This is a genomic window from Mycolicibacterium grossiae, assembly GCF_008329645.1.
Classification (GTDB): Bacteria; Actinomycetota; Actinomycetes; order Mycobacteriales; family Mycobacteriaceae; genus Mycobacterium; species Mycobacterium grossiae.
The window spans coordinates 980,742-1,005,617 of record NZ_CP043474.1 but is presented as its reverse complement, the minus strand read 5'-3'; the positions used below and the strand labels follow the sequence as shown (position 1 = coordinate 1,005,617).

23 protein-coding genes are annotated in these 24,876 nt (G+C 70.5%); 13 read left to right on the top strand and 10 right to left on the bottom strand.

Going from position 1 to position 24,876, the window contains the following annotated elements:
* Nucleotides 1–21: 21 nt before the first annotated feature.
* Nucleotides 22–1,068 carry an MMP endo-(1,4)-3-O-methyl-alpha-D-mannosidase gene (locus tag FZ046_RS04905; RefSeq protein ID WP_070352776.1) on the top strand — a complete coding sequence of 349 codons (1,047 nt, stop codon included), beginning with the start codon at nucleotides 22–24 and terminating at the stop codon, nucleotides 1,066–1,068.
* 7 nt (nucleotides 1,069–1,075) lie between these two features.
* Here FZ046_RS04905 and FZ046_RS04900 read toward each other — a convergent pair whose 3' ends face one another.
* Complete coding sequence (locus tag FZ046_RS04900) at nucleotides 1,076–1,744, bottom strand: class I SAM-dependent methyltransferase (protein ID WP_070352775.1); 669 nt, start codon at nucleotides 1,742–1,744, stop codon at nucleotides 1,076–1,078.
* 53 nt (nucleotides 1,745–1,797) lie between these two features.
* Between FZ046_RS04900 and FZ046_RS04895 the strand changes: the two genes are divergently transcribed.
* Complete coding sequence (locus FZ046_RS04895) at nucleotides 1,798–2,367, top strand: TetR/AcrR family transcriptional regulator (RefSeq protein WP_070352774.1); 570 nt, start codon at nucleotides 1,798–1,800, stop codon at nucleotides 2,365–2,367.
* Here FZ046_RS04895 and FZ046_RS04890 read toward each other — a convergent pair.
* Entirely contained in the window at nucleotides 2,354–2,974 is a 621-nt protein-coding gene (locus tag FZ046_RS04890; RefSeq protein ID WP_070352773.1) for a TetR/AcrR family transcriptional regulator, read from the bottom strand. The two genes, FZ046_RS04895 and FZ046_RS04890, sit on opposite strands and share 14 nt — an antisense overlap.
* Nucleotides 2,975–3,120: 146 nt before the next feature.
* Between FZ046_RS04890 and FZ046_RS04885 the strand changes: the two genes are divergently transcribed.
* Entirely contained in the window at nucleotides 3,121–4,488 is a 1,368-nt protein-coding gene (locus FZ046_RS04885) for a cytochrome P450 (RefSeq protein ID WP_070352840.1), read from the top strand.
* Here the strand turns inward: FZ046_RS04885 and msrA are convergent.
* Nucleotides 4,485–4,991, bottom strand: a complete 507-nt coding sequence (gene msrA / locus FZ046_RS04880; protein WP_070352772.1) for a peptide-methionine (S)-S-oxide reductase MsrA — start codon at nucleotides 4,989–4,991, stop codon at nucleotides 4,485–4,487. The two genes, FZ046_RS04885 and msrA, sit on opposite strands and share 4 nt — an antisense overlap.
* Nucleotides 4,988–5,446 carry a peptide-methionine (R)-S-oxide reductase MsrB gene (msrB, locus tag FZ046_RS04875; RefSeq protein WP_070352771.1) on the bottom strand — a complete coding sequence of 153 codons (459 nt, stop codon included), beginning with the start codon at nucleotides 5,444–5,446 and terminating at the stop codon, nucleotides 4,988–4,990. The genes msrA and msrB overlap by 4 nt, the downstream gene beginning before the upstream one ends.
* A gap of 100 nt (nucleotides 5,447–5,546) precedes the next feature.
* On the opposite strand from msrB, the gene FZ046_RS04870 reads away from it, so the two are divergent.
* Together FZ046_RS04870 and FZ046_RS04865 are read left to right on the top strand one after the other, a co-directional pair.
* A complete protein-coding gene (locus tag FZ046_RS04870; RefSeq protein WP_070352770.1) occupies nucleotides 5,547–6,062 on the top strand; it encodes a nuclear transport factor 2 family protein in 516 nt (171 codons plus the stop codon).
* The gene (locus tag FZ046_RS04865; RefSeq protein WP_070352769.1) at nucleotides 6,059–7,075 is read left to right on the top strand and encodes an NAD-dependent epimerase/dehydratase family protein; all 1,017 of its coding nucleotides are present in this window, start codon (nucleotides 6,059–6,061) and stop codon (nucleotides 7,073–7,075) included. The genes FZ046_RS04870 and FZ046_RS04865 overlap by 4 nt, the downstream gene beginning before the upstream one ends.
* A 26-nt stretch (nucleotides 7,076–7,101) precedes the next feature.
* Here the strand turns inward: FZ046_RS04865 and FZ046_RS04860 are convergent, their stop codons facing one another.
* On the bottom strand, nucleotides 7,102–7,569 hold the full coding sequence (locus FZ046_RS04860) for an SRPBCC family protein (RefSeq protein WP_070352768.1): 468 nt from the start codon (nucleotides 7,567–7,569) through the stop codon (nucleotides 7,102–7,104).
* Nucleotides 7,570–7,625: 56 nt separating this feature from the next.
* Here FZ046_RS04860 and FZ046_RS04855 point away from each other — a divergent pair, with 56 nt between their 5' ends.
* The 3 genes from FZ046_RS04855 to FZ046_RS04845 all read left to right on the top strand — a co-directional run bounded on the left by FZ046_RS04855 (nucleotide 7,626) and on the right by FZ046_RS04845 (nucleotide 9,633).
* Entirely contained in the window at nucleotides 7,626–7,997 is a 372-nt protein-coding gene (locus tag FZ046_RS04855) for a DUF427 domain-containing protein (protein ID WP_070352767.1), read from the top strand.
* Between the two features lie 92 nt (nucleotides 7,998–8,089).
* The gene (locus FZ046_RS04850) at nucleotides 8,090–8,950 is read left to right on the top strand and encodes a DNA-3-methyladenine glycosylase family protein (protein WP_070352839.1); all 861 of its coding nucleotides are present in this window, start codon (nucleotides 8,090–8,092) and stop codon (nucleotides 8,948–8,950) included.
* 125 nt (nucleotides 8,951–9,075) lie between these two features.
* On the top strand, nucleotides 9,076–9,633 hold the full coding sequence (locus FZ046_RS04845; protein WP_070352766.1) for a Dps family protein: 558 nt from the start codon (nucleotides 9,076–9,078) through the stop codon (nucleotides 9,631–9,633).
* Between the two features lie 79 nt (nucleotides 9,634–9,712).
* Here FZ046_RS04845 and FZ046_RS04840 read toward each other — a convergent pair whose 3' ends face one another.
* Nucleotides 9,713–11,092 carry a chloride channel protein gene (locus FZ046_RS04840; protein ID WP_070352765.1) on the bottom strand — a complete coding sequence of 460 codons (1,380 nt, stop codon included), beginning with the start codon at nucleotides 11,090–11,092 and terminating at the stop codon, nucleotides 9,713–9,715.
* 9 nt (nucleotides 11,093–11,101) lie between these two features.
* Nucleotides 11,102–11,911, bottom strand: coding sequence for a hotdog fold thioesterase (locus FZ046_RS04835; RefSeq protein WP_070352764.1), 810 nt, complete (start codon nucleotides 11,909–11,911; stop codon nucleotides 11,102–11,104).
* A gap of 574 nt (nucleotides 11,912–12,485) precedes the next feature.
* Between FZ046_RS04835 and gltB the strand changes: the two genes are divergently transcribed.
* Together gltB and FZ046_RS04825 are read left to right on the top strand one after the other, a co-directional pair.
* The gene (gene gltB / locus FZ046_RS04830) at nucleotides 12,486–17,078 is read left to right on the top strand and encodes a glutamate synthase large subunit (RefSeq protein ID WP_070352763.1); all 4,593 of its coding nucleotides are present in this window, start codon (nucleotides 12,486–12,488) and stop codon (nucleotides 17,076–17,078) included.
* Nucleotides 17,071–18,537 (top strand): glutamate synthase subunit beta, encoded by a 1,467-nt coding sequence (locus FZ046_RS04825; RefSeq protein WP_070352762.1) that lies wholly within the window; start codon nucleotides 17,071–17,073, stop codon nucleotides 18,535–18,537. Before gltB ends, FZ046_RS04825 begins: the two co-directional genes overlap by 8 nt.
* 363 nt (nucleotides 18,538–18,900) lie before the next feature.
* Here FZ046_RS04825 and FZ046_RS04820 read toward each other — a convergent pair whose 3' ends face one another.
* Nucleotides 18,901–19,749 (bottom strand): LLM class F420-dependent oxidoreductase, encoded by an 849-nt coding sequence (locus FZ046_RS04820; RefSeq protein WP_070352761.1) that lies wholly within the window; start codon nucleotides 19,747–19,749, stop codon nucleotides 18,901–18,903.
* Between the two features lie 37 nt (nucleotides 19,750–19,786).
* Between FZ046_RS04820 and FZ046_RS04815 the strand changes: the two genes are divergently transcribed.
* Entirely contained in the window at nucleotides 19,787–20,395 is a 609-nt protein-coding gene (locus FZ046_RS04815; RefSeq protein WP_328514369.1) for a TIGR03086 family metal-binding protein, read from the top strand.
* 5 nt (nucleotides 20,396–20,400) lie between these two features.
* Complete coding sequence (locus FZ046_RS04810; protein ID WP_070352760.1) at nucleotides 20,401–21,411, top strand: PHP domain-containing protein; 1,011 nt, start codon at nucleotides 20,401–20,403, stop codon at nucleotides 21,409–21,411.
* Nucleotides 21,412–21,415: 4 nt separating this feature from the next.
* Here the strand turns inward: FZ046_RS04810 and dinB are convergent, their stop codons facing one another.
* Nucleotides 21,416–22,654 (bottom strand): DNA polymerase IV, encoded by a 1,239-nt coding sequence (gene dinB / locus FZ046_RS04805; RefSeq protein ID WP_070352759.1) that lies wholly within the window; start codon nucleotides 22,652–22,654, stop codon nucleotides 21,416–21,418.
* A 25-nt stretch (nucleotides 22,655–22,679) separates the two neighbouring features.
* Nucleotides 22,680–23,321, bottom strand: coding sequence for a TetR/AcrR family transcriptional regulator (locus FZ046_RS04800; protein ID WP_070352758.1), 642 nt, complete (start codon nucleotides 23,319–23,321; stop codon nucleotides 22,680–22,682).
* Between the two features lie 77 nt (nucleotides 23,322–23,398).
* Between FZ046_RS04800 and FZ046_RS04795 the strand changes: the two genes are divergently transcribed.
* Nucleotides 23,399–24,868, top strand: a complete 1,470-nt coding sequence (locus FZ046_RS04795) for a flavin-containing monooxygenase (protein WP_070352837.1) — start codon at nucleotides 23,399–23,401, stop codon at nucleotides 24,866–24,868.
* Nucleotides 24,869–24,876 lie beyond the last annotated feature (8 nt).

Genomic DNA, 24,876 nt, shown 5'->3' with positions numbered 1-24,876 from the left:
CGGGCCCATCAGATTCCCGGTGTGCCAGGCGTTCTCACGCCTGAGCAGTGCCTGGCGACGGCCACGTCGATCGCCGCGACGCAGGAATCGACCGGTGCCCTGCCCTGGTTCGACGGCGGCCACACCGACCCGTGGGACCACGTCGAGAACGCGATGGCGCTCACCGTCGCCGGGCTGTGGGAACCCGCCCGTGCCGCCTACGAGTGGTGCCGCACCACCCAGCGGGCGGACGGCTCCTGGCCCATCCAGGTGCGCAACGGCGTGATCGAGGATGCCAACAGCGACAGCAACTTCTGCGCCTACGTCGCCACCGGCGTCTGGCACTTCGTGCTGAGCACCGGTGACCGACGCTTCGCCGAGACCATGTGGCCGGTGGTCAGCAGGGCCATCGACTTCGTGCTGACGCTGCAACTCGACGGCGGCGAGATCGCGTGGGCGGCGGGGCCGTTGGGTGTCATCGAAGAGGCGCTGCTCACCGGTAGCTCGAGCATCTACCACGCGATCCGGTGCGCGATCGCCCTGGCGAACCACCTCGGGGAGCCGCAACCGGAGTGGGAGGTGGCGGTCGGCCAGCTCGGCCACGCCATCGCCGAGCACCCGGAGTCGTTCCTGCTCAAGGACTCCCACTCGATGGAGTGGTACTACCCGGTGCTGGGCGGCGCCATCCGCGGCGAGGCCGCACGCACCCGCATCGACGCCCGGTGGGACGAGTTCGTGGTGCCCGGCCTGGGCATCCGCTGCATCGACCACCGACCCTGGGTGACCGGCGCGGAGACCTGCGAGCTGGTGATGGCCCTCGACGCGATGGGCGACGCGGTGCGTGCGCACCAGCAGTTCGCGGCCATGCATCACCTGCGCGAGACCGACGGGTCGTACTGGACCGGCCTGGTGTTCGCCGACGGCAAGCGCTGGCCGGTCGAGCGCACCACGTGGACGGGGGCGGCGATGATCCTCGCGGCCGACGCGCTGACGTCCACCACGCCGGCGAGCGGCATCTTCCGCGGCGCGGATCTGCCGCGTGGGCTCGAGGGCGAATTCGATTGCGCCTGCGCCGACACCCGGCGCTGAGCCGGCGTCAGGCCGGCGGGGCGACCCGCTCGAGCAGCCGCAGCGACCCGGTGGCCGAGACCTCGGTGAACTCCCCGGAGTCCAGTGCGCGGCGGTAGACGTGGAACGGCGCCTGCCCGCCGTCGTCGGGGTTGGGGAAGACGTCGTGGATGACCAGGGCGCCGCCGACCTCGACCCACCTGGCCCAGCTCTCGTAGTCGCGCTGGGCGGCCTCCTCGGTGTGGCCGCCGTCGATGAACACCAGCCGCAGCGGGGTGCGCCAGCCGCGCGCCACGACGGCCGACTTGCCCACGACGGCCACCACGTGGTCGTCGAGGCCGGCGCCGTCGAGGGTGTGGCGCAGGGTCGGCAGCGTGTCGAACAGGCCGGTGACGGGGTCGACCATCGTCGTGTCGTGGTACTCCCAGCCGGGCTGGTGTTCCTCGGATCCGTGGTGGTGGTCCACGGTGTACAGCACGCCGCCGGTGGCCTGGGCGGCCGCGCCGAGCATCACCGTGGACTTGCCGCAGTAGGTGCCGATCTCGACCGCGGCGCCGTCGCCGAGGTAGCGCACGGCGGCGTCGTACAGCGCACGGCCCTCGTCGGCGGGCATGAACCCGGTGACCTGCTCGGCGTAGGCGAACAGGCGCTCGGCCTCGGGCGGCAGGGCGGTCTCGGACCGGGTGTCGGCGCTCACGCGGACCAACTTACCGTTGCCGGTCGCGCGGGCTTGTAGTAGCGTCCGGACACGTGTCCGATCCGGCCCTGGAGTCGACTCGGCGCCGTCTGACCGCCAAGCAGGCCGACACCGTCGATCGCCTGGGCAGGGCCGCGGTCGAACTCCTCAACCGCGAAGGCTTCGCCGGACTGACCGTGCGGCGGGTGGCCGCCGAGGCCGGTGTGGGTGCGGCCACCGCGTACACCTACTTCTCCTCCAAGGAGCACCTCGTCGCCGAGGTGTTCTGGCGGCGGCTGGCCGCGGCGCCGCCCGCGCCGCACGCCTCGACCGACGCGGCGACCCGCGTCATCGACGTCCTGCACCACATCGCGATGCTGGTCGCCGACGAGCCGGAGTTCGCCGGTGCGGTCACGAACGCGCTGCTGGGCCGCGACCCCGACGTCGAGGTGCTGCGGCAGCGCATCGGCCGCGACATCCGCGACCGCCTCGCGGCGGCGCTGGAGCCCGGGACGGATCCGGACGTGATCGACTCGCTGGAGATGCTCTACTCCGGCGCGCTGGTTCGCGCCGGCATGGGCTACGCCTCCTACGCGGACATCGCCCGGCGGCTGGAGAAGTCCGCCCGGCTCATGCTGGGCTGACGCGCGGTCCCAGGATCGCGGTCGCCGCGACGACGGCCGGTTCGAGGATGCTGCGCAGTTCGGCGCCGTCCTCGACGGTCAGCGCGGTCAGCTCCCGCAGGCCGCCGAGCAGCACCAGGGCGAGCGGACGGGTGCACGGGTCCAGGCCGGCGCGGCGGAAGCCGGGGCTGTCGGTGAGGTCGACGAGCATGTCGGTCAGCGCGCCCATCGCCAGCCGGTGCAGCGAGACCGCGACGGTCCCGAGCGCGGGCGCCTCGCGGATCCAGCTGAGGGTCAGCGCCGGCCGGCTCGCGATGTGGTCGACGTAGGCCGCCGCGGCGCTGCGGATCTGCGCGTGCCACTCGGCGTCCGGGTTCACGGCCGCGCGGATGCCGGCGATCATGTCGTCGTTGTTGGCCGCCAGCAGCGCGATGAAGCACTCGTCCTTGCTGGCGAACTCGCCGTAGAAGGTGCGCTTGGAGGTCTTGGCGTTGCGGACCACGTCGGCGACCGTGGTGTCGCGGTAGCCGCGCTCGTCGATCGCCCGCCGCAGACCGTCGAGCAGGCGGGCGCGGAAGCCGTCGGTGGCCGCGGTGTCCGAGGGCGTCGCCGCGCGAGGTGTCGTCATGGTCGACTCCACGGTGTCACCTCGTCCCTCATGCTCGTGCGGCAGCCCTTGCGCTTCTCCGGTACCACCCGGTACCGTACCGTAGACACCGCTGGTACAGCGCAGTACCACGACGAGGTTGGGAGACCCACGTGAGCCACGCGACCATCGACACCGGCACGGACTCCGAGGGCCACGACGCCGCTGCGTCCCCGGCCGTCGCACTGCCGCCCGGCCCGCAGTGGCCGGCCTTCCTGCAGGGCGCCGCCTACGCGGTGTCGCGCACGCGGACGGTGCGCCGCATGACTCGCACCTACGGCGACGTCTTCACGATGACGCTGCCGGTCTTCGGCCGCGCCGTCGTCGTGGCCGACCCGCAGCTGGCCAAGCAGCTGTTCACCACGAACACCGAGGACGTCGGCAACATCCAGCCGAACCTGAGCCGCGTGCTCGGGCCCGGCTCGGTGTTCGCGCTCGACCGCGGTGAGCACAAGCGGCGGCGCAAGCTGCTCACCCCGCCGTTCCACGGCAAGAGCATCCGCAACTACGAGCGCATCTTCGAAGAGGAGACGCTGCGCGAGATGGCGTCGTGGCCCGACGGCCGGCCGTTCGAGACGCTCGAACCGATGATGCGGATCACGCTCAACACGATCCTGCGCGCGGTCTTCGGCGCCGACGGCGAACGCCTCGACGAACTGCGCGAGATCATCCCGCCCTGGGTCACGCTCGGCTCGAAGCTGGCCGTGCTGCCCGCGCCGTCGCGGACCTACGCGCGGTGGACGCCGTGGGGCCGGCTGGCCGAGTACCGCCGCCGGTACGACGCCGTGGTGGACCGGCTGATCGACGACGTGCGGGCCCGTCCGGACTTCGAGACCCGTGACGACGTGCTCGCGCTGCTGCTGCGCAGCACCTACGAGGACGGCACGGCGATGTCGCGCGCCGACATCGCCGACGAGCTGCTGACACTGCTGGCCGCCGGCCACGAGACCACCGGCTCGACGCTCGCCTGGGTGATCGAGCGGATCAGCCGGCATCCCGACGTGCTCGCGAGGCTGGAAGCGGAGGCCGCCACCGACGACAACGCCTACCGCCAGGCGGTGATCCTCGAGACCCAGCGCGTCCGCACCGTCATCGACTTCGCGGGCCGGCACGTGTACGCGCCGACGGTCCGGCTCGGCGACTGGGTGATCCCACGCGGGTACTCGATCACCGTCGCGATCAACGAACTGCACCACCGGTCGGCCGACTTCGCGGCGCCGGACAGCTTCGACCCGCAGCGCTTCGTCGACGACAAGCCGAACGTGCTCTCGTTCATCCCGTTCGGCGGTGGTACCCGCCGCTGCGTCGGCGCGGTGTTCGCGAACGTCGAGATGGACGTCGTCCTGCGGACCGTGCTGCGGCACTTCGCCATTCAGACCACCACGGCGCCCGACGAGAAGATGCACTCCCGCGGGGTCGCCTACACGCCCAAGTCGGGGGGACGCGCCGTTTTGCGGCGGCGCGCCACCCCGCTGGGTGCGGGAGGTCCGAACTAGACCTCGGCCCGCTTCGGCAGCTTCCAGCCCGCCCGCGGGAAGTGGCAGGTGTAGCCGCTCGGGTAGCGCACCAGGTAGTCCTGGTGCTCCGGCTCGGCCTCCCAGAAGTCACTCGCCGGCGTCACCTCGGTGACCACCGGACCCGGCCACAGCCCCGACGCGTCGACGTCGGCGATGGTGTCCTCGGCGACGCGCTTCTGCTCGTCGTCGAGGTAGAAGATCGCCGAGCGGTAGCTCGAGCCGACGTCGTTGCCCTGCCGGTCCTTGGTGCTCGGGTCGTGGATCTGGAAGAAGAACTCGAGCAGCGCCCGGAAGTCGGTCTGCTCGGGGTCGTAGACGATCTCGACGGCCTCGGCGTGCCCGGGGTGGTTGCGGTAGGTGGGGTGGTCGTTGCGCCCGCCGGAGTAACCGACGCGCGTGGAGACCACGCCGGGCTGCTTGCGGATCAGGTCCTGCATGCCCCAGAAGCAGCCGCCTGCGAGGATCGCGGTCTTGGTCGTCATGCCGTCTCCTTGTCGGTGAAGAGTGTCCTGTACTCGCCGTAGCCCTGCGCGTCGAGGTCGTCGTACGCGATGAACCGCAGCGCTGCCGAGTTGATGCAGTAGCGCAGACCGCCCCGGTCGCGGGGACCGTCGGTGAAGACGTGCCCCAGGTGGCTGTCGCCCTGCGCCGACCGCACCTCGGTGCGCATCATCAGGTGACTGAAGTCCCGCTTGCGCACCACGTTGGCGTCGTCGAGGGGACGGGTGAAGCTCGGCCAGCCCGATCCGCTCTCGAACTTGTCCACGGACGCGAACAGCGGCTCACCCGACACCACGTCGACGTAGATACCCGCTTCGTGGTTGTCCCAGTACTCCCCGGTGAACGGGCGCTCGGTGCCGTCCTGCTGGGTGACGTGGTACTGCTCGGGCGACAGTGCGCGGACCGCCTCCGGATTCTTGTGATACTCCTTCGCCACGGAACCTCCTCGTTTTCGGTACTCCTACAACCGCTGACGTGGGCCGGATAGTTCCCCGACGTCCTCGACACCCGCGGTGGAACGTGTTCTAGTTCTTGGTGTGACGCACCCCCCGTATTCGCGCGAGGAGCTGGTCGAGGCGTTCGCCAACTTCGAACGGACCGTCGCCGACGCCGCCCGCACCCGCAACTGGGATCCCTGGGTCGACCAGTACACCGACGACGTCGTCTACGTCGAGCACGCCGCAGGCACCATGCGCGGCCGCGAGCAGGTGCGACCGTGGATCTGGAAGACCATGGAGAGCTTCCCCGGCAACCACATGACCTCGTTCCCGTCGTTGTGGACGGTCTACGACGAGGCGACCGGGCGCGTGCTGTGCGAACTCGACAACCCGCTGCGCGACCCGGGCGACGGCACCGTCGTGAGCGCCACCAACATCTCGATCGTCACCTACGCCGGCGACGGGAAGTGGAGCCGCCAGGAGGACGTCTACAACCCGCTGCGGTTCGTGTCCGCGGCGATGACGTGGTGTGCCAAGGCGCGCGAACTCGGCACGCTGCCCGCCGAGGCGGCCGAGTGGATGCAGAAGATGGCCGGCATGGGAGGCGCACGGTGACGGCGCTGGTCATCGGGGCGAACGGCTACCTCGGCTCGCACGTCACGCGCCAGCTCGTCGAGGCCGGCGAGGACGTGCGCGTCATGGTCCGCCAGGGCGCCGCCACCGTCGGGATCGACGACCTGTCCGTGACCCGCTACCTGGGCGACGTGTTCGACGGCGACGTGCTGCGCGAGGCCATGTCCGGCGTGGACGACGTCTACTACTGCGTCGTCGACACCCGCGGTTGGCTGCGCGACCCGGCGCCGCTGTTCCGCACGAACGTCGAGGGCACCCGGCACGTGCTCGACGTCGCCGTCGGTGCCGGGCTCCGCCGCTTCGTCTACACCAGCAGCTACGCCACGGTGGCGCGGCGGCGCGGCCGGGTGGCCACCGAGGACGACGTCATCGCCGACCCCGACGACGCGCGCCTCACGGCGTACGTGCGCTCCCGCGTCCAGGCCGAGAACCTGGTGCTGCGGTACGCCCGCGAGCAGGGGCTGCCCGCCGTCGCGATGTGCGTGTCCACCACCTACGGGGCGGGGGACTGGGGCCGGACGCCGCACGGCGCGATCATCGCGGGCGCGGCCTACGGCAAGCTGCCCTTCGTCATGCGCGGCATCTCGCTGGAGGCCGTCGGGGTCGACGACGCCGCCCGCGCGCTGATCCTCGCGGCGCAGCAGGGCCGCGTCGGCGAGCGCTACCTCGTCTCGGAGAAGATGATCACCAACGCCGAGGTGGTGCGCATCGCCGCCGAGGCGGCCGGCGTGCCGGCGCCGACGCGGTCCGTGCCGCTGCCGCTGTCCTACGCGATGGCCGCGCTGGGAAGCCTGAAGGGCAGGCTGACGGGGACCGACGAACGCCTGTCGATCAACTCACTGCGCTTGATGCGGGCCGAGGCGCCCGTCGACTGCACGAAGGCGCGGCGCGAACTGGGCTGGTCGCCACGGCCGGTCGAGGAGTCGATCCGCGAGGCGGCGCGCTTCTGGGTGGGGCTGCGCGAGGCCAGGCGCAGGAGCGCGCCGTCGAGCTGACCCGTCCGCTGCGCGCGGGCGGGGCCTCAGCTCTCCGCGGCGGCCTTGAGGCGTTGCAGCGTGAGCTGGATGTGCTGGGCGCTGGCGGAGGTCCGGTCCCGCACGCCGGTCGCGAAGCCCGCCGGGGCGCGGAACCAGCCGGGGCGGCGGTCCCACGTGCTCTCGGTGACGACGCAGCCGTCCGCGGTGGCCTCGATGTCGTAGCGCCAGTGCGCCACGGGGATGACGACTGACGTCACGTCGAAGGCGAACACCCGGCCGGGCTCGGCGTCGGTGACCTGGCAGCGCGTGCTCCACGTCCGGCTGCCGTTGCGGTTGCGGCCGGTGAAGACGGCGCCGGGGCGGGCCGATCCGTCGCCACGCCATCGCATCGCGTGCACCTCGGCGCCGATCTCCGCCATCGCGTCCAGGTCGGTGAGCAGCGCGTACACCGCCTCCGGCGGGGCGGCGACGGTCACCGACGCGCTGGCGGTGGCCGGTCCGGACGCGGTCATGGCGAAATCGTAGCGGTGGCGGAAACACCGGTGGCTGCGCAGGCGTTGGGAGTTTCATGAGCGAACGCCAGGTCCTGCAACCGACCGCCGAGCATCCGATCACCATCACGCCCACCGAGGGCCACGTCGTCGTGCGCGTCGGCGACCAGGTCGTCGCCGAGACCGACACCGCCCTGTCGCTGCAGGAGGCCAGCTATCCCGTCGTGCAGTACGTGCCGCTCGGGGCCGTCGACGAGCGGGTGCTGCGGCGCAGCGACACCGCCACGTACTGCCCATACAAGGGCGAGGCGAGCTACTACGACGTCACCGTCGGCGGCGACACCGTGTCGGACGCCGTCTGGACCTACGAGCACCCGTACCCGGCGGTCGCCGCGATCGACGGCCACGTGGCGTTCTATCCCGACAAGGCGCAGGTCACGGTCGACTGACGGCCGCGGGCGGCCCGCCCTGCGAAGATGGCGGGGTGATCGCAGCCGCCCTCACCCGCTCGGTGGTCTTCGCCGGCGTCGCCGCGCCGGCGATGACGCTGTCGCCGCTGCGCCGCGGCGCGGGCGACCCCTGCTACCGCCACGTCGAGGGTGCGATCTGGAAGACCAGCCTGCTGGGCACCGGCGCGGTCACCGCCCGCATCGTCAAGACCGGCCGGGACACCGTCACCTGCGACGCGTGGGGTGACGGCGCGTCGGAGTTCCTCGACGGGCTGCCGGCGTTCCTCGGCCACGACGACGACGCCTCGGACTTCACGCCGCGCGATCCCATCATCGCCGCCGCGCACCGGCGCGTGCCGCACCTGCGGCTCGGCCGGACCGGCCGGGTCCTGGAAGCGCTGATCCCGGCGATCCTCGAGCAGCGCGTCGCCGGGAAGGACGCCTTCCGGGCATGGCGGCTGCTCGTCACGAAGTACGGCACGCCGGCACCGGGTCCGACGCCGGTGCCGATGCGGGTGCCGCCGCCCGCGGAGGTCTGGCGGCGCATCCCGTCGTGGGAGTTCCACCTCGCGAACGTCGACCCCGGCCGCGCCCGCACGGTGGTGCTGTGCGCCCAGCGCGCCGACTCGATCGAGCGGTTGACGCGGCTGCCGAGCGCCGCCGCCCGCACGGCGCTGCAGTCGCTGCCCGGTGTCGGCGAGTGGACCACCGCCGAGACCGCGCAGCGCGCCTGGGGCGACCCCGACGCGCTGTCGGTGGGCGACTACCACCTCTCCAACATGGTCGGCAGCACCTTGGTCGGCCACCGCATCGACGACGCCGAGATGCTGGAGCTGCTCGAGCCGCTGCGACCGCACCGGCAGCGCGCGGTGCGACTGCTGGAGACCAGTGGCCTGGCCCGCAACCCGCGCTTCGGCGCCCGGATGGCGATCCCCGACCTCAAGTCGATCTGAGTACTCACGTAGTTGTGACGCCGCCGGGGCGGTGATTAGTTCGCCGACGGGACGGGTAGGACTGCTAGCGACGCCGCGTCGGAGTTCGACGCCGAGCGCGAAGCCTGAAGCCGAAGGAGGCACTGATGACCGAATTCACCCTTCCCGGAATGTCGGAGAAGAACGGCCGCGAGGTCGCGGAGCTGCTGCAGAAGCTGCTCAGCACCTACAACGACCTGCACCTGACCCTGAAGCACGTGCACTGGAACGTCGTGGGCCCGAACTTCATCGGCGTGCACGAGATGATCGACCCGCAGGTGGAACTCGTCCGCGGGTACGCCGACGACTGCGCCGAGCGCATCGCCGCGCTGGGTGCCTCGCCGAAGGGCACCCCGGGCGCGATCCTCGCCGATCGCACGTGGGACGACTACTCGGTCGGCCGCGACACCGTGCAGGCGCACCTCGCAGCACTGGACCTGGTGTACACCGGCGTGATCGAGGACGCGCGCAAGAGCATCGACCGCCTCGACGACCTCGACCTGGTGTCCCAGGACATGGTGATCGGGCAGGTCGGCGAGCTGGAGAAGTTCCAGTGGTTCGTGCGTGCGCACCTGGAGAATTCGGGCGGACAGCTGGCCAACGAGGGCGCCTCGAGCGAGAAGCAGGCCGCCAGCCAGGCGAAGTCGGAGTCTCCGGTCACGTAAGTCTCCGGTTGAGCGACCAGCCGGCGTCGGGCCCGCATCCCACGAGGGTGCGGGCCCGAATCCGTTGTGCCAGAGGGTGTCAGCCGTCGGAGGTCTGCTCGTAGCGGTCCCGGCGCTGCGCCCGGTAGATGGACACCTCGGTGCGGTTGATGAGCAGGTACGCGATGCCGACGGTGAGCATGGCGCCGGGCAGCACCGAGAACGACCCCGTCATCTCCGCGACCATGATCATCACCGCGAGCGGCGCGTGCGCGACGCTGCCGAAGCACGCCATCATGGCGACGACCACGAACACGCCGGGGCCGTCCGGCAATCCGGGCAGCCCGAGGAGATCGGCGAGGCGCCACACCGCGGCGCCCACGAATGCGCCGATCACGATGCCGGGGCCGAAGATCCCGCCCGACCCGCCGGTGCCGACCGTCAGCGAGGTGGCGAGGATCTTGGCGAACGGGAGGATCAGCACGATCCACAGCGGCAGGGCCGTGAGCGTGTCGGTCGCCGCAGCGGCCTGCGCCCAGCCGTACCCGCTGGACAGGATCTGCGGGATCAGCAGTGCCATCAGACCGACCAGGAGTCCGCCCGCGGCGGGCTTGACGATCTTGCCGCCGGGCAGCCTGCCGGTCAGCGCGACGGTGCCGTAGAAGACCTTTGCGTAGAGGTAACCGACTGCGGCGGCGATGATTCCGATGACCACGAACCAGGGGATCTGAGTCGGGTCGAAGACGTAGTCCGGCACGACCAGACCGAACAGCGGCGTGAAGCCGATGATCGAGCCGTATACCGCGTAGGCCGTTCCCGAGGTGATGAAGCCCGGGATGAGCGAGCGATAGTCGAAGTCGGCGCGGAACACGATCGAGGACGCGAGCACCGCGCCGCCCAGTGGGGCGCCGAAGATGGCGCCGATGCCCGAGCCGATGCCGATGGCCACGGCCACCCGGCCGTCCGCGTCGCTGAGGTTCAGCCGACGCGTGAGCAGCGAGCCGAAGCCGGCCGAGATCTGCGCCGTCGGCCCTTCCCGCCCGGCCGATCCGCCCGAGCCGATCGTCAGCGCGCTCGACACCAACTTCACCACCACGGCGCGGGCCCGGATCGCCCGCGGGTCGGTGTGCACCGCCTCGATGGCGCTGTCGGTGCCATGCCCCTCCGCCTCGGGCGCCAGCTTCGCGACCAGCCAGGCGGACACCAGCGCGCCTCCGCAGGTGATCAGTGGGATGGCCCACGGCCGTGCGAACGACGCCGAGCCGGGGTCACCGCCGTCGCCGACCGCGGTGGGTACGTCGTAGTGCCCGAGGTAGCCGAGCAGGAACCGGCCGGCGTACGTCATGGCGAGGTAGAAGACCACCGCACCCAATCCGGCGATGACGCCGATCGCGATGCCCAGGACCAGCCACTTGCGCAGGTATCCCGAACGTCGGATGAAGGCGCCCACGGCGCCCCCGGAGTCGCGCGCCTCGGCCATGGCCGGATGCTAACAGCGGTAGGCGGTCACCCGGGCGGTGATGGCGACCCGGCCGTCGGCTCCCACGGCCGCTGCGTCCGCGACGCCGGTACGTCGGCCGATGCGCAATGGCGTTCCGACGTAACGGGATTCGTCACCGGCGAAGAACTGGCGAAGGAAGTTCACGCGCAGCGACGCGGTGCGCAGCGCGCCGCCCGCGTCGACGGCGGCCGCACCGACCACTTCGAGGCCGGCCGACGCCACGCCGCCGTGGATGACGCCGATGCTGTTCTCGAGCACCCGGTCGGGCCGCTGCGGCAGCACCACGGCGCCGTCACCGGTGCGCGCGGCGCCGACGGCGAGCTTGGCGGCCAGGCCGGTCCGCGCCTCCAGCGCGCCCGGGTCGACGGGCGACTCGGCGAACGTCGCCGGCGCCTCGATGTAGAAGGACCGCACGGTGCCGGTGGCCACCGGGACGTCGCCGATCCGGAACACCGCCTCGGCCAGCGCGGTGGCGGTCTTCGGCCCGAACGGCCGGGCGTCGCCGGTGACCGTCACCGCACCGGCGCGGGCGGCCGCCGCCAGCACGTCGATCGCGTCGGGGCCCAGCTCGAGGGCGAGTTCGCTGGACACCGTCCACTCGCCGGCGCCGCGGCGGTAGTGGTTCACCACCCCGCCGACGTGGTCGAGCAGCATGGCCAGCGCCGCGAGGCTCGGGGCGCCGGTGACGGGGTTGACCATGTCGTCGAGGGGCATGGTCGCCACGCACGTGGTGTCGCCCTCGGCGACGGTGTCGATGCCGAAGCGGCCGATCGGAGTGTTCAGCGGATGGTGTGACATCGACCTCGAGCTTTGCGGGGGTCTGCCGCGGCTGTACCCCCTGGGGGTATGTGACACCCGCCGGGTGTGCGGCCGCTGGCCGAAAGACGTTGACGCACAACGCACGTCGCGACCGTCGTCGTCAGCGCCACGTCGACGACGGATTTCGCACCGCCGATGATCGCCCAGGGCGGAACCTAAGAATCCGGCCAGGCTTTCAGCAAACAGCCAAACGCCAATAACAGATGCATAACGGGCACGTGAACCGCGCACGGCAAACGGTGCGCGGAATGCGCCCAGTGGGTCCATCCGCACACCCTCGCGTCGTGCCCGTGCCCCATCGTGCCAAACCGCCTGCCGGACAACGCAACACCTCGAAGAATCGGCGTGTCGGCCGGGCGGCGGGCGCACGACCGCGTCCAGCTTACTTAGGCTCGACTAAGTTGGCATGTCAGGCGGGGTTTGGCTTATCGTTTCCCCACTCGAGGCGAGTGGGATGAAGCCCGTCGTTCAGTGCTGCACGCAGGCACGCCCATCGCCCAAGCCGGCTGCCGTTTGGGCATGCCGAGCGCACGCATGAACAGAAGAGGTGGGAATGGCGCCCAGCGCGGTAGGGCTGTACAACCCCGCACACGAGCACGATTCTTGTGGCGTCGCGATGGTTGCGGACATGCACGGACGACGCAGCCGGGACATCGTCGACAAGGCCATCACCGCCCTGGTGAACCTGGAGCACCGCGGTGCCCAGGGCGCGGAGCCGAACACGGGCGACGGCGCCGGCATCCTGCTGCAGGTCCCGGACGCCTTCCTGCGCGAGGTCGTCGACTTCGACCTGCCCGAGGCCGGCAGCTACGCCACCGGCATCGCCTTCCTGCCCCAGTCCTCGCGCGACGCGGCCAGCGCGTGCGAGGCCGTGGCGAAGATCGCGGAGGCCGAGGGCCTGACGGTGCTCGGCTGGCGCGACGTCCCGACCGACGACTCGTCGCTCGGCGCACTCGCCCGCGACGCCATGCCGACCTTCCGCCAGCTCTTCATCGGCGGCGCCGAGGGCATGGAACTCGAGCGGCGCGCCTTCGTCGTGCGCAAGCGCGCGGAACACGAACTCGGCACCAAGGGTCCCGGCCAGGACGGGCCGGGCCGCGAGACCGTCTACTTCCCGAGCCTGTCCGGTCAGACGTTCGTCTACAAGGGCATGCTGACCACGCCGCAGCTCAAGGCCTTCTACCTCGACCTGCAGGACGAGCGGATGGCGAGCGCCCTGGCGATCGTGCACTCCCGCTTCTCCACCAACACGTTCCCATCGTGGCCGCTGGCGCATCCGTTCCGCCGCGTCGCCCACAACGGCGAGATCAACACCGTCACCGGCAACGAGAACTGGATGCGCGCCCGCGAGGCGCTCATCAAGACCGACGTCTTCGGCTCTTCGGGCGACATCGACAAGATCGTCCCGGTCTGCACGCCCGGCGCGTCGGACACCGCGCGCTTCGACGAGGTGCTCGAACTGCTGCACCTGGGCGGCCGTAGCCTGCCGCACGCCGTGCTCATGATGATCCCGGAGGCCTGGGAGCGGCACGAGTCGATGGACCCCGCCCGCCGGGCGTTCTACTCCTACCACGCGTCACTCATGGAGCCGTGGGACGGACCCGCCTCGGTGTGCTTCACCGACGGCACCGTGATCGGGGCCGTGCTCGACCGCAACGGCCTGCGGCCGTCGCGCATCTGGGTGACCGAGGACGGCCTGGTCGTCATGGCGTCCGAGGCCGGCGTGCTGAACCTCGACCCGGCGACGGTCGTCCAGAAGATGCGCCTGCAGCCCGGACGCATGTTCCTGGTCGACACCGCCCAGGGCCGCATCGTCGCCGACGAGGAGATCAAGGCCGAGCTGGCCGCCGAGCAGCCGTACCAGGAATGGCTCGACAACGGTCTGTTCCACCTCGACGACCTGCCCCAGGGCGACTACGTCCGCATGCCGCACCACCGCGTCGTGCTGCGCCAGCAGGTCTTCGGCTTCACCTACGAGGAACTCAACCTGCTGGTCGCGCCGATGGCGCGCACCGGCGCCGAGGCGCTGGGCTCGATGGGCACCGACACCCCGATCGCCGTGCTGTCGGCCCGCTCGCGGATGCTCTACGACTACTTCCAGCAGCTCTTCGCCCAGGTGACCAACCCGCCGCTGGATGCCATCCGCGAAGAGGTGGTGACCAGCCTGCAGGGCACCGTCGGCCCCGAGGGCGACCTGCTGAACCCCAACGCCGACTCCTGCCGGCAGATCGTGCTGTCCAACCCGGTCCTGCGCAACGCCGAGCTGTCCAAGCTGATCTGCGTCGACCCCGACCACGAGATCCGTGGCCGCAAGCACGGTCTGCGCGCCGCGGTGATCCGCTGCCTGTTCCCGGTGGCACGCGGCGGCCAGGGCCTCAAGGAGGCCCTCGCCGACGTCCGCGCGAAGGTGTCGGCCGCGATCCGCGACGGCGCCCGCATCATCGTGCTGTCCGACCGTGAGTCGAACGAGCAGATGGCGCCGATCCCGTCGCTGCTGAGCGTGTCGGCCGTGCACCACCATCTGGTGCGCGAGCGGACCCGCACCCAGGTCGGCCTGGTGGTCGAGGCCGGTGACGCCCGCGAGGTGCATCACATGGCCGCGCTGGTCGGCTTCGGCGCCGCCGCCATCAACCCGTACATGGCCTTCGAGTCCATCGAGGACATGGTCGACCGCGGCGTGATCAACGGCATCTCCAGCGATCAGGCCAAGGCCAACTACACCAAGGCCGCCGGCAAGGGCGTGCTGAAGGTGATGTCCAAGATGGGCATCTCGACGCTGGCGTCCTACACCGGCGCCCAGCTGTTCCAGGCCATCGGCATCAGCCAGGCCGTGCTCGACGAGTACTTCACCGGGCTGTCCTGTCCGGTCGGCGGCATCGACCTCGACGACATCGCCGCCGACGTCGCGGCCCGGCACGAGCTGGCCTACCTCGACCGGCCCGACGAGCGTGCCCACCGTGAACTCGAGGTCGGCGGCGAGTACCAGTGGCGCCGCGAGGGCGAATACCACCTGTTCAATCCCGACACGGTGTTCAAGCTGCAGCACTCCACGCGCACCGGCCAGTACGAGGTGTTCAAGGAGTACACCTCGCTGATCGACGATCAGAGCGAGCGGATGGCGTCGCTGCGCGGCCTGCTGACGTTCCGCGACGGGGTGCGCGAGCCCATCTCCATCGACGAGGTGGAGCCCGCCAGCGAGATCGTCAAGCGGTTCTCGACCGGTGCGATGAGCTACGGCTCGATCTCGGCTGAGGCGCACGAGACGCTGGCGATCGCGATGAACCGGCTCGGCGGCCGGTCGAATTCCGGTGAGGGTGGCGAGAGCGTCGACCGCTTCGATCGCGACGACAACGGCGACTGGCGCCGCAGCGCGATCAAGCAGGTCGCTTCGGGCAGATTCGGTGTGACCAGCCACTATCTGACCAACTGCACCGACATCCAGATCAAGATGGCCCAGGGGGCGAAACCCGGTGAGGGCGGACAGCTTCCGGGTCACAAGGTGTACCCGTGGGTGGCCGAGGTGCGGCATTCCACGCCCGGCGTCGGCCTCATCTCGCCGCCGCCACACCACGACATCTACTCGATCGAGGATCTCGCGCAGCTGATCCACGACCTGAAGAACGCCAACCCGTCGGCGCGCGTGCACGTCAAGCTCGTCAGCGAGAACGGCGTCGGCACCGTCGCCGCGGGTGTGTCCAAGGCGCACGCCGACGTGGTGCTGATCTCCGGCCACGACGGCGGCACCGGCGCCACGCCGCTGACGTCGATGAAGCACGCCGGCGCGCCGTGGGAACTCGGCCTGGCCGAGACCCAGCAGACGTTGCTGCTCAACGGTCTTCGCGACCGCATCGTCGTGCAGGTCGACGGCCAGCTCAAGACCGGCCGCGACGTCGTCGTCGCCGCCCTGCTGGGTGCCGAGGAATTCGGCTTCGCGACTGCGCCGCTGGTGGTGTCGGGCTGCATCATGATGCGGGTCTGCCACCTCGACACCTGCCCGGTGGGCGTCGCGACGCAGAATCCCCTGTTGCGCGCGCGCTTCAACGGCAAGCCGGAGTTCGTCGAGAACTTCTTCCTCTTCATCGCCGAGGAAGTCCGGGAACTGATGGCGCAGTTGGGTTTCCGTACGGTCAACGAGATGGTCGGCCAGGTCGGCTCGTTGGACACCACGCGCGCGGCCGAGCACTGGAAGGCCCACAAGCTGGACCTCGCGCCGGTGCTGCACGAGCCGGACTCGGCGTTCATGAACCAGGACCTGTACTGCAGCTCGCGACAGGACCACGGTCTGGACAAGGCGCTCGACCAGCAGCTCATCGCGCAGAGCCGCGAGGCGATCGACTCGGGCACCCCGGTGCGCTTCTCGACCACCATCGCCAACGTCAACCGCACCGTCGGCACCATGCTCGGCCACGAGGTCACCAAGGCCCATGGCGGACAGGGACTTCCGGACGGGACCATCGACATCACGTTCGACGGGTCGGCCGGCAACAGCTTCGGCGCGTTCGTGCCCGCAGGCATCACGCTGCGGGTGCAGGGCGACGCCAACGACTACGTCGGCAAGGGCCTGTCCGGCGGGCGCATCGTGGTGCGGCCGCCGCAGGGCGCCCCGGCGGACTACGTCGCCGAGGACAACATCATCGCCGGCAACGTGATCCTGTTTGGTGCCACCAGCGGCCAGGCGTTCCTGCGTGGCCAGGTGGGCGAGCGGTTCGCGGTGCGCAACTCCGGCGCCCACGCCGTCGTCGAGGGCGTCGGCGACCACGGTTGCGAGTACATGACCGGCGGCAAGGTGGCCATCCTCGGGCCGACCGGCCGCAACTTCGCGGCGGGCATGTCCGGGGGCATCGCCTACGTCTACGACCCCCAGGGGACGCTGGGGGAGAACCTGAACACCGAGATGGTGCAGCTCGACGCGCTGGCCGACGACGATCTGGAGTGGTTGCGCGGCATGATCTCCGCGCACGTCGACGCCACCGATTCGGCCGTGGGCCGGCGGATCCTGGCCGATTGGGACGAGGAAGTGCAGAACATCGTGAAGGTGATGCCGCGCGACTACAAGCGCGTGCTGGAGGCGATCGCCGAGGCCGAGGCCCGCGGCGCGAACTCCGACGAGGTGGCCGAGGCGATCATGGCGGCGGCCAATGGCTGATCCGCGCGGTTTCCTCAAGCACACCCACCGCGAGACGCCGCAGCGCCGGCCCGTCCCGCTGCGGCTGAAGGACTGGAAGGAGGTCTACGAGGAGTTCTCCCACGAGACCCTGCAGTCCCAGGCCTCGCGGTGCATGGACTGCGGCATCCCGTTCTGTCACAACGGGTGTCCGCTGGGGAACCTGATCCCCGAATGGAACGACCTGGTGTTCCGGGACCGGTGGCGTGACGCGATCGAGCGGCTGCACGCCACCAACAACTTCCCGGAGTTCACCGGCCGGCTGTGCCCCGCGCCGTGCGAGGCGTCGTGCGTGCTCGGCATCAACCAGGATCCGGTGACCATCAAGCAGGTCGAGGTCGAGATCATCGACAACGCCTTCGCCGAGGGCTGGGTGGTGCCGCTGCCGCCGGACCGCCTCACCGGCAAGAAGGTCGCCGTCGTCGGCTCCGGCCCCGCGGGGTTGGCGGCCGCCCAGCAGCTCACCCGCGCTGGTCACGACGTGACGGTGTTCGAGCGCGCCGACCGCATCGGCGGCCTGCTGCGCTACGGCATCCCCGAGTTCAAGATGGAGAAGCGGCACATCGACCGCCGCCTCGAGCAGATGGCCGCCGAGGGCACCCGCTTCCAGCCGGGCGTCAACGTGGGCGTCGACATCACCGTCGAGCAGCTGCGCGCCGACTTCGACGCCGTGGTCCTCGCCGGCGGTGCGACCGCCGGGCGCGACCTGCCGATCCCGGGCCGCGACCTCGAGGGCATCCACCAGGCGATGGAGTTCCTGCCGTGGGCCAACCGCGTGCAGCTCGGTGACCCCGTGACCGACGAGGACGGACAGCCGCCGATCACCGCCAAGGACAAGAGGGTCGTCATCATCGGCGGCGGCGACACCGGTGCCGACTGCCTGGGCACGTCGCACCGCCAGGGCGCACGCAGCGTGCACCAGTTCGAGATCATGCCCCGCCCGCCGGAGACCCGTGCCGACACGACGCCCTGGCCGACCTACCCGCTGATGTACCGGGTGTCCTCGGCGCACGAGGAGGGCGGCGAACGCGTCTTCTCGGTCAACACCGAGGAGTTCGTCGGCGCCGATGGCCACGTCAGGGCGCTCAAGGTGCACGAGGTCGAGATGAAGGCCGGCAAGTTCGAGAAGGTCGAGGGTTCGGACTTCGAACTCGAGGCCGATCTGGTGCTGCTCGCCATGGGCTTCGTCGGTCCGGAGCGCAAGGACCTGCTCGACAAGCTCCGCGTCGAGCTGACCGATCGCGGCAACGTGAAGCGGGACAAGGACTTCCAGACCTCCGTGCCGGGCGTCTTCGTCGCCGGTGACATGGGCCGCGGCCAGTCGCTGATCGTGTGGGCGATCGCCGAGGGCCGGGCGGCCGCCGCCGGGGTGGACCGGTACCTGATGGGCGACTCGGCCCTGCCGAAGCCGATCCAGCCGACCGCCGCACCGCAACGCTGAGCCGCCGCGCTTAGTCACACACGTCACAGCTGTCACACCAGAAACAGCAGACGAATCTCCGGCGTGGCGTTCCGTGTTAGCCACGTCACAGGTGTCTAATGGTCACGCGGGGGTCGCGAGTCGCCGGTGACCCCACGGTGCAACCAACCGACCCAGGAGTTCTCACCGTGCACATCAACCCGCTAGCGCGCTCCCGGATGGGGCGTATCGCCTGGTCCTACGTCCGCCACCCCATGAAGAGCCGCGAGTTCCCGGCCAAGCACGAACGCCTCATCACCGCCGCGGAACTGGTCCGCTTCGGCTACTGACGCGCCTGCCGGCCGGGCTCGTTGACGCGGGCGCTATTTGCCCGCGCCACACGCGCTAGGTCAGCAGACCGGAGTCCCGGATCTGCTGTGCCAACGGCTCCAGCACCGCGGTGTCGTACGGCGGCGGCAGGTAGATGATCGCGAGGTCGAGACCCTCGGCGCCGAGGGCGCCGGCTTCGTCGACCACCTTCGCGTAATCGCGATCCTCGCCCAGGCGGACGTGCGCCGACAAGGTGATCTCCTTCGGATCGCGGCCGATGTCCGCGCAGCGGGCGTGCAGCACGTCGCGCTTGTGGGCGAACTCCTCGGGTGTGCCGCCGACGAAGTTCCAGTGCTGGGCGTACTTCGCGGTGATCGGCAGGGTGCGCTTCTCGCCGCTGCCGCCGATGCAGATCGGCGGATGCGGCTGCTGCGGACCCTTCGGCTCGTTGCGGGCGTCCTTGAGCTGGTAGTACCTGCCGTCGAACGTCGTCGTCTCCTGGGTGAGCAGACCGGTCAGCACGGCGCAGGCCTCCTCGAAGCGGTCGAAGCGCTCCTTCACGCTGCCCAGCTCGATGCCGTATGCGCCCGACTCCTCCTCGTTCCAGCCGGCGCCGATGCCCAGTTCCAGGCGTCCGCCGGAGACGATGTCGAGCGCCGAGGCCATGTTGGCGAGCACCGCCGGATGGCGGTAATGGATGCCGGTGACGAGCACACCAACGCGTAGCCGCGTCGTGGCCTGCGCCAGCGCCGTCAGGGTGATCCAGCCCTCGAGGCACGGGCCGGTCGAATCGGAGAAGATCGGATAGAAGTGGTCGAAGGTCCAGCCGGACTCGAAGACGTCGATCTCGTCGGCGGCCTGCCAGATCGGCAGCATCTCGGCCCAGGTGGTGTTCTGCGGTGAGGTCTTGAACGCGAATCGCACTCTCGTCAGCGTAGACCGGTTTCCTCGGCGCGGGGCGATGAGTTCCGCTGCCGCCGACGGTCGGACCGTCATGATCGACTTCACCGACGCGTGCGCGCGTACGGCCCGGCTGCTGCCGGGCGTCCCCGACGAGCGGCTCGACGCGGCGACGCCGTGCGAGCGGCTCTCCCTGGCTGAACTCCTCGCCCACGTCGGGTCGCTCGGCCCCGCCTTCGCCGCGGCGGCGCGCAAGGACCTCGGCGAGCTGACCGACAGCCCGCCCGATGACACCGCCTACCGCCTCGACCCGGACTGGCGCACGCGCTACCCCGAGGCGCTCGCGGCGCTCGCCCGGGCCTGGCGGGACCCGGCCGCGTGGCAGGGGATGACGCGGATCGCCGGGCAGGACCTGCCGGGCGACGTCGTCGCGATGATCGCGCTGGGCGAGGTCGTCATCCACGGCTGGGACCTCGCGGTGGCGACGGGGCAGGACTACGCGGTGGACGACGAGGTCGCGGCCGCCGTGCACGGCTACGTCGCGAGCTTCGCCGCCGACGGCCCCGTCGAGGGGCTGTTCGGCGCCGCGGTGCCGGTCGGCGAGGACGCCACCGTGCTGGAGCGCGCCCTGGCCGTCAGTGGGCGCGACCCGAGGTGGCGTGCACACTAGGTGCCATGGACCCCGTGGAGGCGTTGCGCGAGATCGCGTTCTACAAGGACCGGGCCCGCGAGGAATCGCGCCGCGTCATGGCCTACCGCAACGCCGCCGACGTCGTCGAGCGGCTCGACGAGGCGACGCGACAAAAGCACGGCCGGGCCAACAGCTGGCAGAGCCTGCCCGGCATCGGGCCCAAGACGGCGGCGGTGATCGCGCAGGCGTGGGCCGGCCGGGAGCCCGACGTGCTGGTCGACTTGCGTTCGGCGGCGGGCGATCTCGGCGGTGGTGAGATCCGTGCCGCGCTCAAGGGCGATCTGCACGTGCACTCCAACTGGTCGGACGGCTCGGCGCCCATCGAGGAGATGATGGCCACCGCGCAGCGGATGGGTCACGAGTACTGCGCACTGACCGACCACTCGCCGCGGCTCACCGTCGCCAACGGGCTGTCGCCGGACCGGCTGCGCCGCCAGCTCGACGTCATCGACGAGCTGCGGGAGCGCTTCGCGCCCATGCGCATCCTCACCGGCATCGAGGTCGACATCCTCGACGACGGCTCGTTGGACCAGGAACCCGAGCTGCTCGAGCGGCTCGACGTCGTGGTGGCCAGCGTGCACTCGAAGCTGAAGATGGACGCGGCGGCGATGACCCGGCGCATGGTGCGCGCGGTGTCCGACGGCTACGCCGACGTGCTCGGCCACTGCACCGGCCGGCTGGTGACCGGCGGCCGCGGGACGCGTCCGGAGTCCCAGTTCGACGCGGAGAAGGTGTTCACCGCCTGCCGCGACCACGGCACGGCCGTCGAGATCAACTCCCGGCCGGAGCGGCGCGACCCACCCACCCGGTTGCTGCGACTGGCACTCGACATCGGCTGCGACTTCTCCATCGACACCGATGCACATGCCCCCGGGCAGCTCGACTTCCTCGGCTACGGCGCGCAGCGGGCGCTCGACAACGAGGTGCCTGCCGACCGGATCGTGACCACGTGGCCGGTCGAGCGCCTGCTGGCCTGGACGTCCGCCCGGCCCTGACCGCTCACTCCGGCAGCGTCGGCATCTCCAGGCCCGACTCGCGGCCGACCAGCACGCCGCGGGTGAGCGCTGCCGTGCCGAACCGGTTGCGGATCGCGTCGACGGCACCGTCGACCGCCGAGGTGTCCGCGCGCGGGGGGAACGGCAGTTCCAACTGGGCGGCGCCGTCCCGGTCGATGTTCGACACCGCGAACCCGACCAGCGTCAGGCCGCGCTCGGCGATCAGGGGAGCGGCCGCCGCGACGAGTTCCCGTGCGGCGGCGAGGATCTCGTCGGTGTTGGCAGTCGCGTGCCGCAGGGTGTGCGAGCGGGTGACGCGACCGAAGTCGTCGAAGCGCAACCGCAGTACCACGGTGCGGCCGGTGCGGTCGGCCTTGCGCAGCCGGCGGGTGATGCGGTCGATCAGGTCGACCACGACGGCGTCCACCTCGGTGGCGGACATCGCGTTGCCGGCCCGGCCCAGCGCCCGCTGCGCGCCGACGGAGCGGCGGCGGACGCCGGTGACGACGCGGCGCCGGTCGACGTTGTGCGCCAGGGCGAACAGCTGCCGGCCCATCGCGCCGCCAACGATCGACCCGAGCGTCGCCTCGGACAGCTCCGCGACGTCGGCAACGGTGTGCACGCCGCTGCCGGCGAGCTTCTCGGCGGTCTTGGCGCCGACGCCCCACAGCCGCCGGACCGGCAGGGGGTGCAGGAACGCCAGCTCGCGGTCCGGCGGCACCAGCAGCAGCCCGTCGGGCTTGGCCTCCTGGCTGGCGACCTTGGCCAGGAACTTCGTGCGGGCGATGCCGACGGTGATGGGCAGGCCGACCTCGTCGCGCACCCGGGCCCGCAGTCGCGCGCCGATCTCGACCGGGGTGCCCGACACCCGGGCCAGGCCACCGACTTCGAGGAACGCCTCGTCCACCGACAGCGGTTCGACCAGCGGGGTGGTGTCGCGGAACACCTCGAAGACGGCGGCGCTGGCCGCCGAGTACGCGGCCATCCGCGGCGGGACCACGATGGCCCGGGGGCAGAGCTGGCGTGCCTGCCGCCCGCCCATCGCGGTGCGCACCCCGAAGGCCTTCGCCTCATAGCTCGCGGCGAGCACGACGCCGCCGCCGACGATCACCGGCCTGCCGCGCAGTGCGGGATCGTCCCGCTGCTCGACGGAGGCGTAGAAGGAGTCGAGGTCGGCGTGCAGGATCGTGGCCGACGCGGGAGGCCGGCCGAAGGATGCAGCGGCCTCCTCGGACACGAACACATGTTCGCACGGACCGGCGACAGGGCTACTGTGAGTCGCCGTAGATGCTGGTCAGCCAGATGTGGGCGAGGGTCTCGACGATCCGGTCGCGCGCGACCGCCCCGTCCTCGGCGACCAGTGTCGCGGTCATCGCACGCTCGTTCATCAGGTTGAGCGTCGTCGCGAGATCGTGGGCGGGGATGGTGTCCGGCGCCGCGCCGCGGGCGCGTTCGGCCTCGATGAGTGCCGCGGTCTGGGTGATCCACTTCTGCATGAACGCCGACCAGACGGCGCGCACGTCCGGGCTGCCGGCGATGGCCTCGGTACCCGCCCGGGCCACCACGCCGTGGTCGCCGAACGCGGTGAAGAACGTACGGATGCCCTCGAGGAAGGCCCGGCGCGGGTCGTGGGGCAGCCTGTCCATGGCGCCGTCGAATCCGGTGTCGGCCTGGCGGATCAGCGGCTGCAGCAGCGCGAGCAGGACCGCCTCCTTGGAGGCGAAGTAGAAGTAGAACGTCGGCCGCGACAGTCCCGCGCCCTTCGCGAGGTCGTCGACCGAGATGTCGGCGAACGCCTTCTCGCCCAGCAGCCGTTCGGCGGTGGCGAGGATCGCCGCCTCGCGGTCGTCGCCGGAGGGACGCGTCGAACGCCGGCCGCGTCCGGATCGGCTGGGACTGGTGGTGGTCACGGCGGTTACTTTACTGCATGTCGAATTTATCAACAGACCGTTGACTCATTCAACACCGCGTTGATAACGTGACCGTCATGAGCGAACACCTCGACGTCCTGATCATCGGCGCCGGCATCTCCGGGGTCAGTGCCGCGTGGCACCTGCAGGACCGCAGCCCGTCGAAGAGCTACGCCATCCTGGAGCGGCGCGAGAACATGGGTGGCACCTGGGATCTGTTCAAGTACCCGGGCATCCGGTCGGACTCGGACATGTTCACCCTCGGCTTCCGCTTCAAGCCGTGGCGGTCCTCGAAGCTCATCGCCGAGGGCCCGGACATCCTGACCTACGTCAAGGAGGCGGCCGCCGAGAACGGCATCGACCAGCACATCCGGTACGGCCACCGCGTCGTCGCCGCCGACTGGTCCGACGCCGACAACCGGTGGACGGTCACCTACGAGCACGGTGGTACGGAGTCGACGCTGACCTGCTCGTTCCTGTGGGCGTGCAGCGGCTACTACGACTACGACAAGGGCTACTCGCCCGAGTTCCCCGGCGCCTCCGACTTCGGCGGCGAGATCGTGCACCCGCAGCACTGGCCGGAGGACCTGAACTACCAGGGCAAGAAGGTCGTCGTCATCGGCAGCGGCGCCACCGCCGTGACCCTGATCCCCGCGCTCATCGACAACGGCGCCGGACACGTGACGATGCTGCAGCGCACGCCGACCTACATCGGCTCGCTGCCCGACGTCGACCCGTTCGCGGAGAAGACCAACAAGTACCTGCCGGCCAACGTCGCCCACTTCCTCAACCGGTGGAAGGCCATCGCCTACTCGACCGGGCAGTACCAGGTCGCCCGCCGGTTCCCCAACGTCTTCAAGAAGGCGCTGCGCGAGATGGCCACCCGCCGGCTGCCGGAGGGCTTCGACTACGACAAGCACTTCGTGCCGAACTACAAGCCGTGGGATCAGCGCGTCTGCCTGGCGCCCAACGGCGACATCTTCAAGAAGATCCGGCAGGGCACCGCCGACGTGGTGACCGACACCATCGAGCGGTTCGACGCGACCGGCATCCAGCTGACCTCCGGTGAGCACCTCGACGCCGACATCATCATCACGGCAACGGGTCTGAACATGCAGCTGCTCGGTGGGTTGAAGCCCAGCCGCAACGGCGAGCCGATCGACCCGACCAAGACGATGACCTACAAGGGCCTCATGCTCTCGGGCGTGCCGAACTTCGCGATCACGTTCGGCTACACGAACGCCTCCTGGACGCTGAAGGCCGACCTGGTGTCGGAGTTCGTCTGCCGCGTCCTGAACTACATGGACGCCAACGGCTTCGACACCGTGTCGCCCGAGCATCCGGGGTCCGACATCGAAGAGCAGCCCTTCATGGACTTCTCACCGGGCTACTTCCAGCGCTCGATGCACCTGCTGCCGAAGTCCGGGGACAAGGCGCCGTGGCGACTGCGGCAGAACTACTTCCTCGATCTGCGCCTGATCCGTCAGGGCAAGGTCGACGAGGAGTCGCTGCACTTCACCAAGCACCGCACCCCGGTCAACGCCTGACCCTCCCC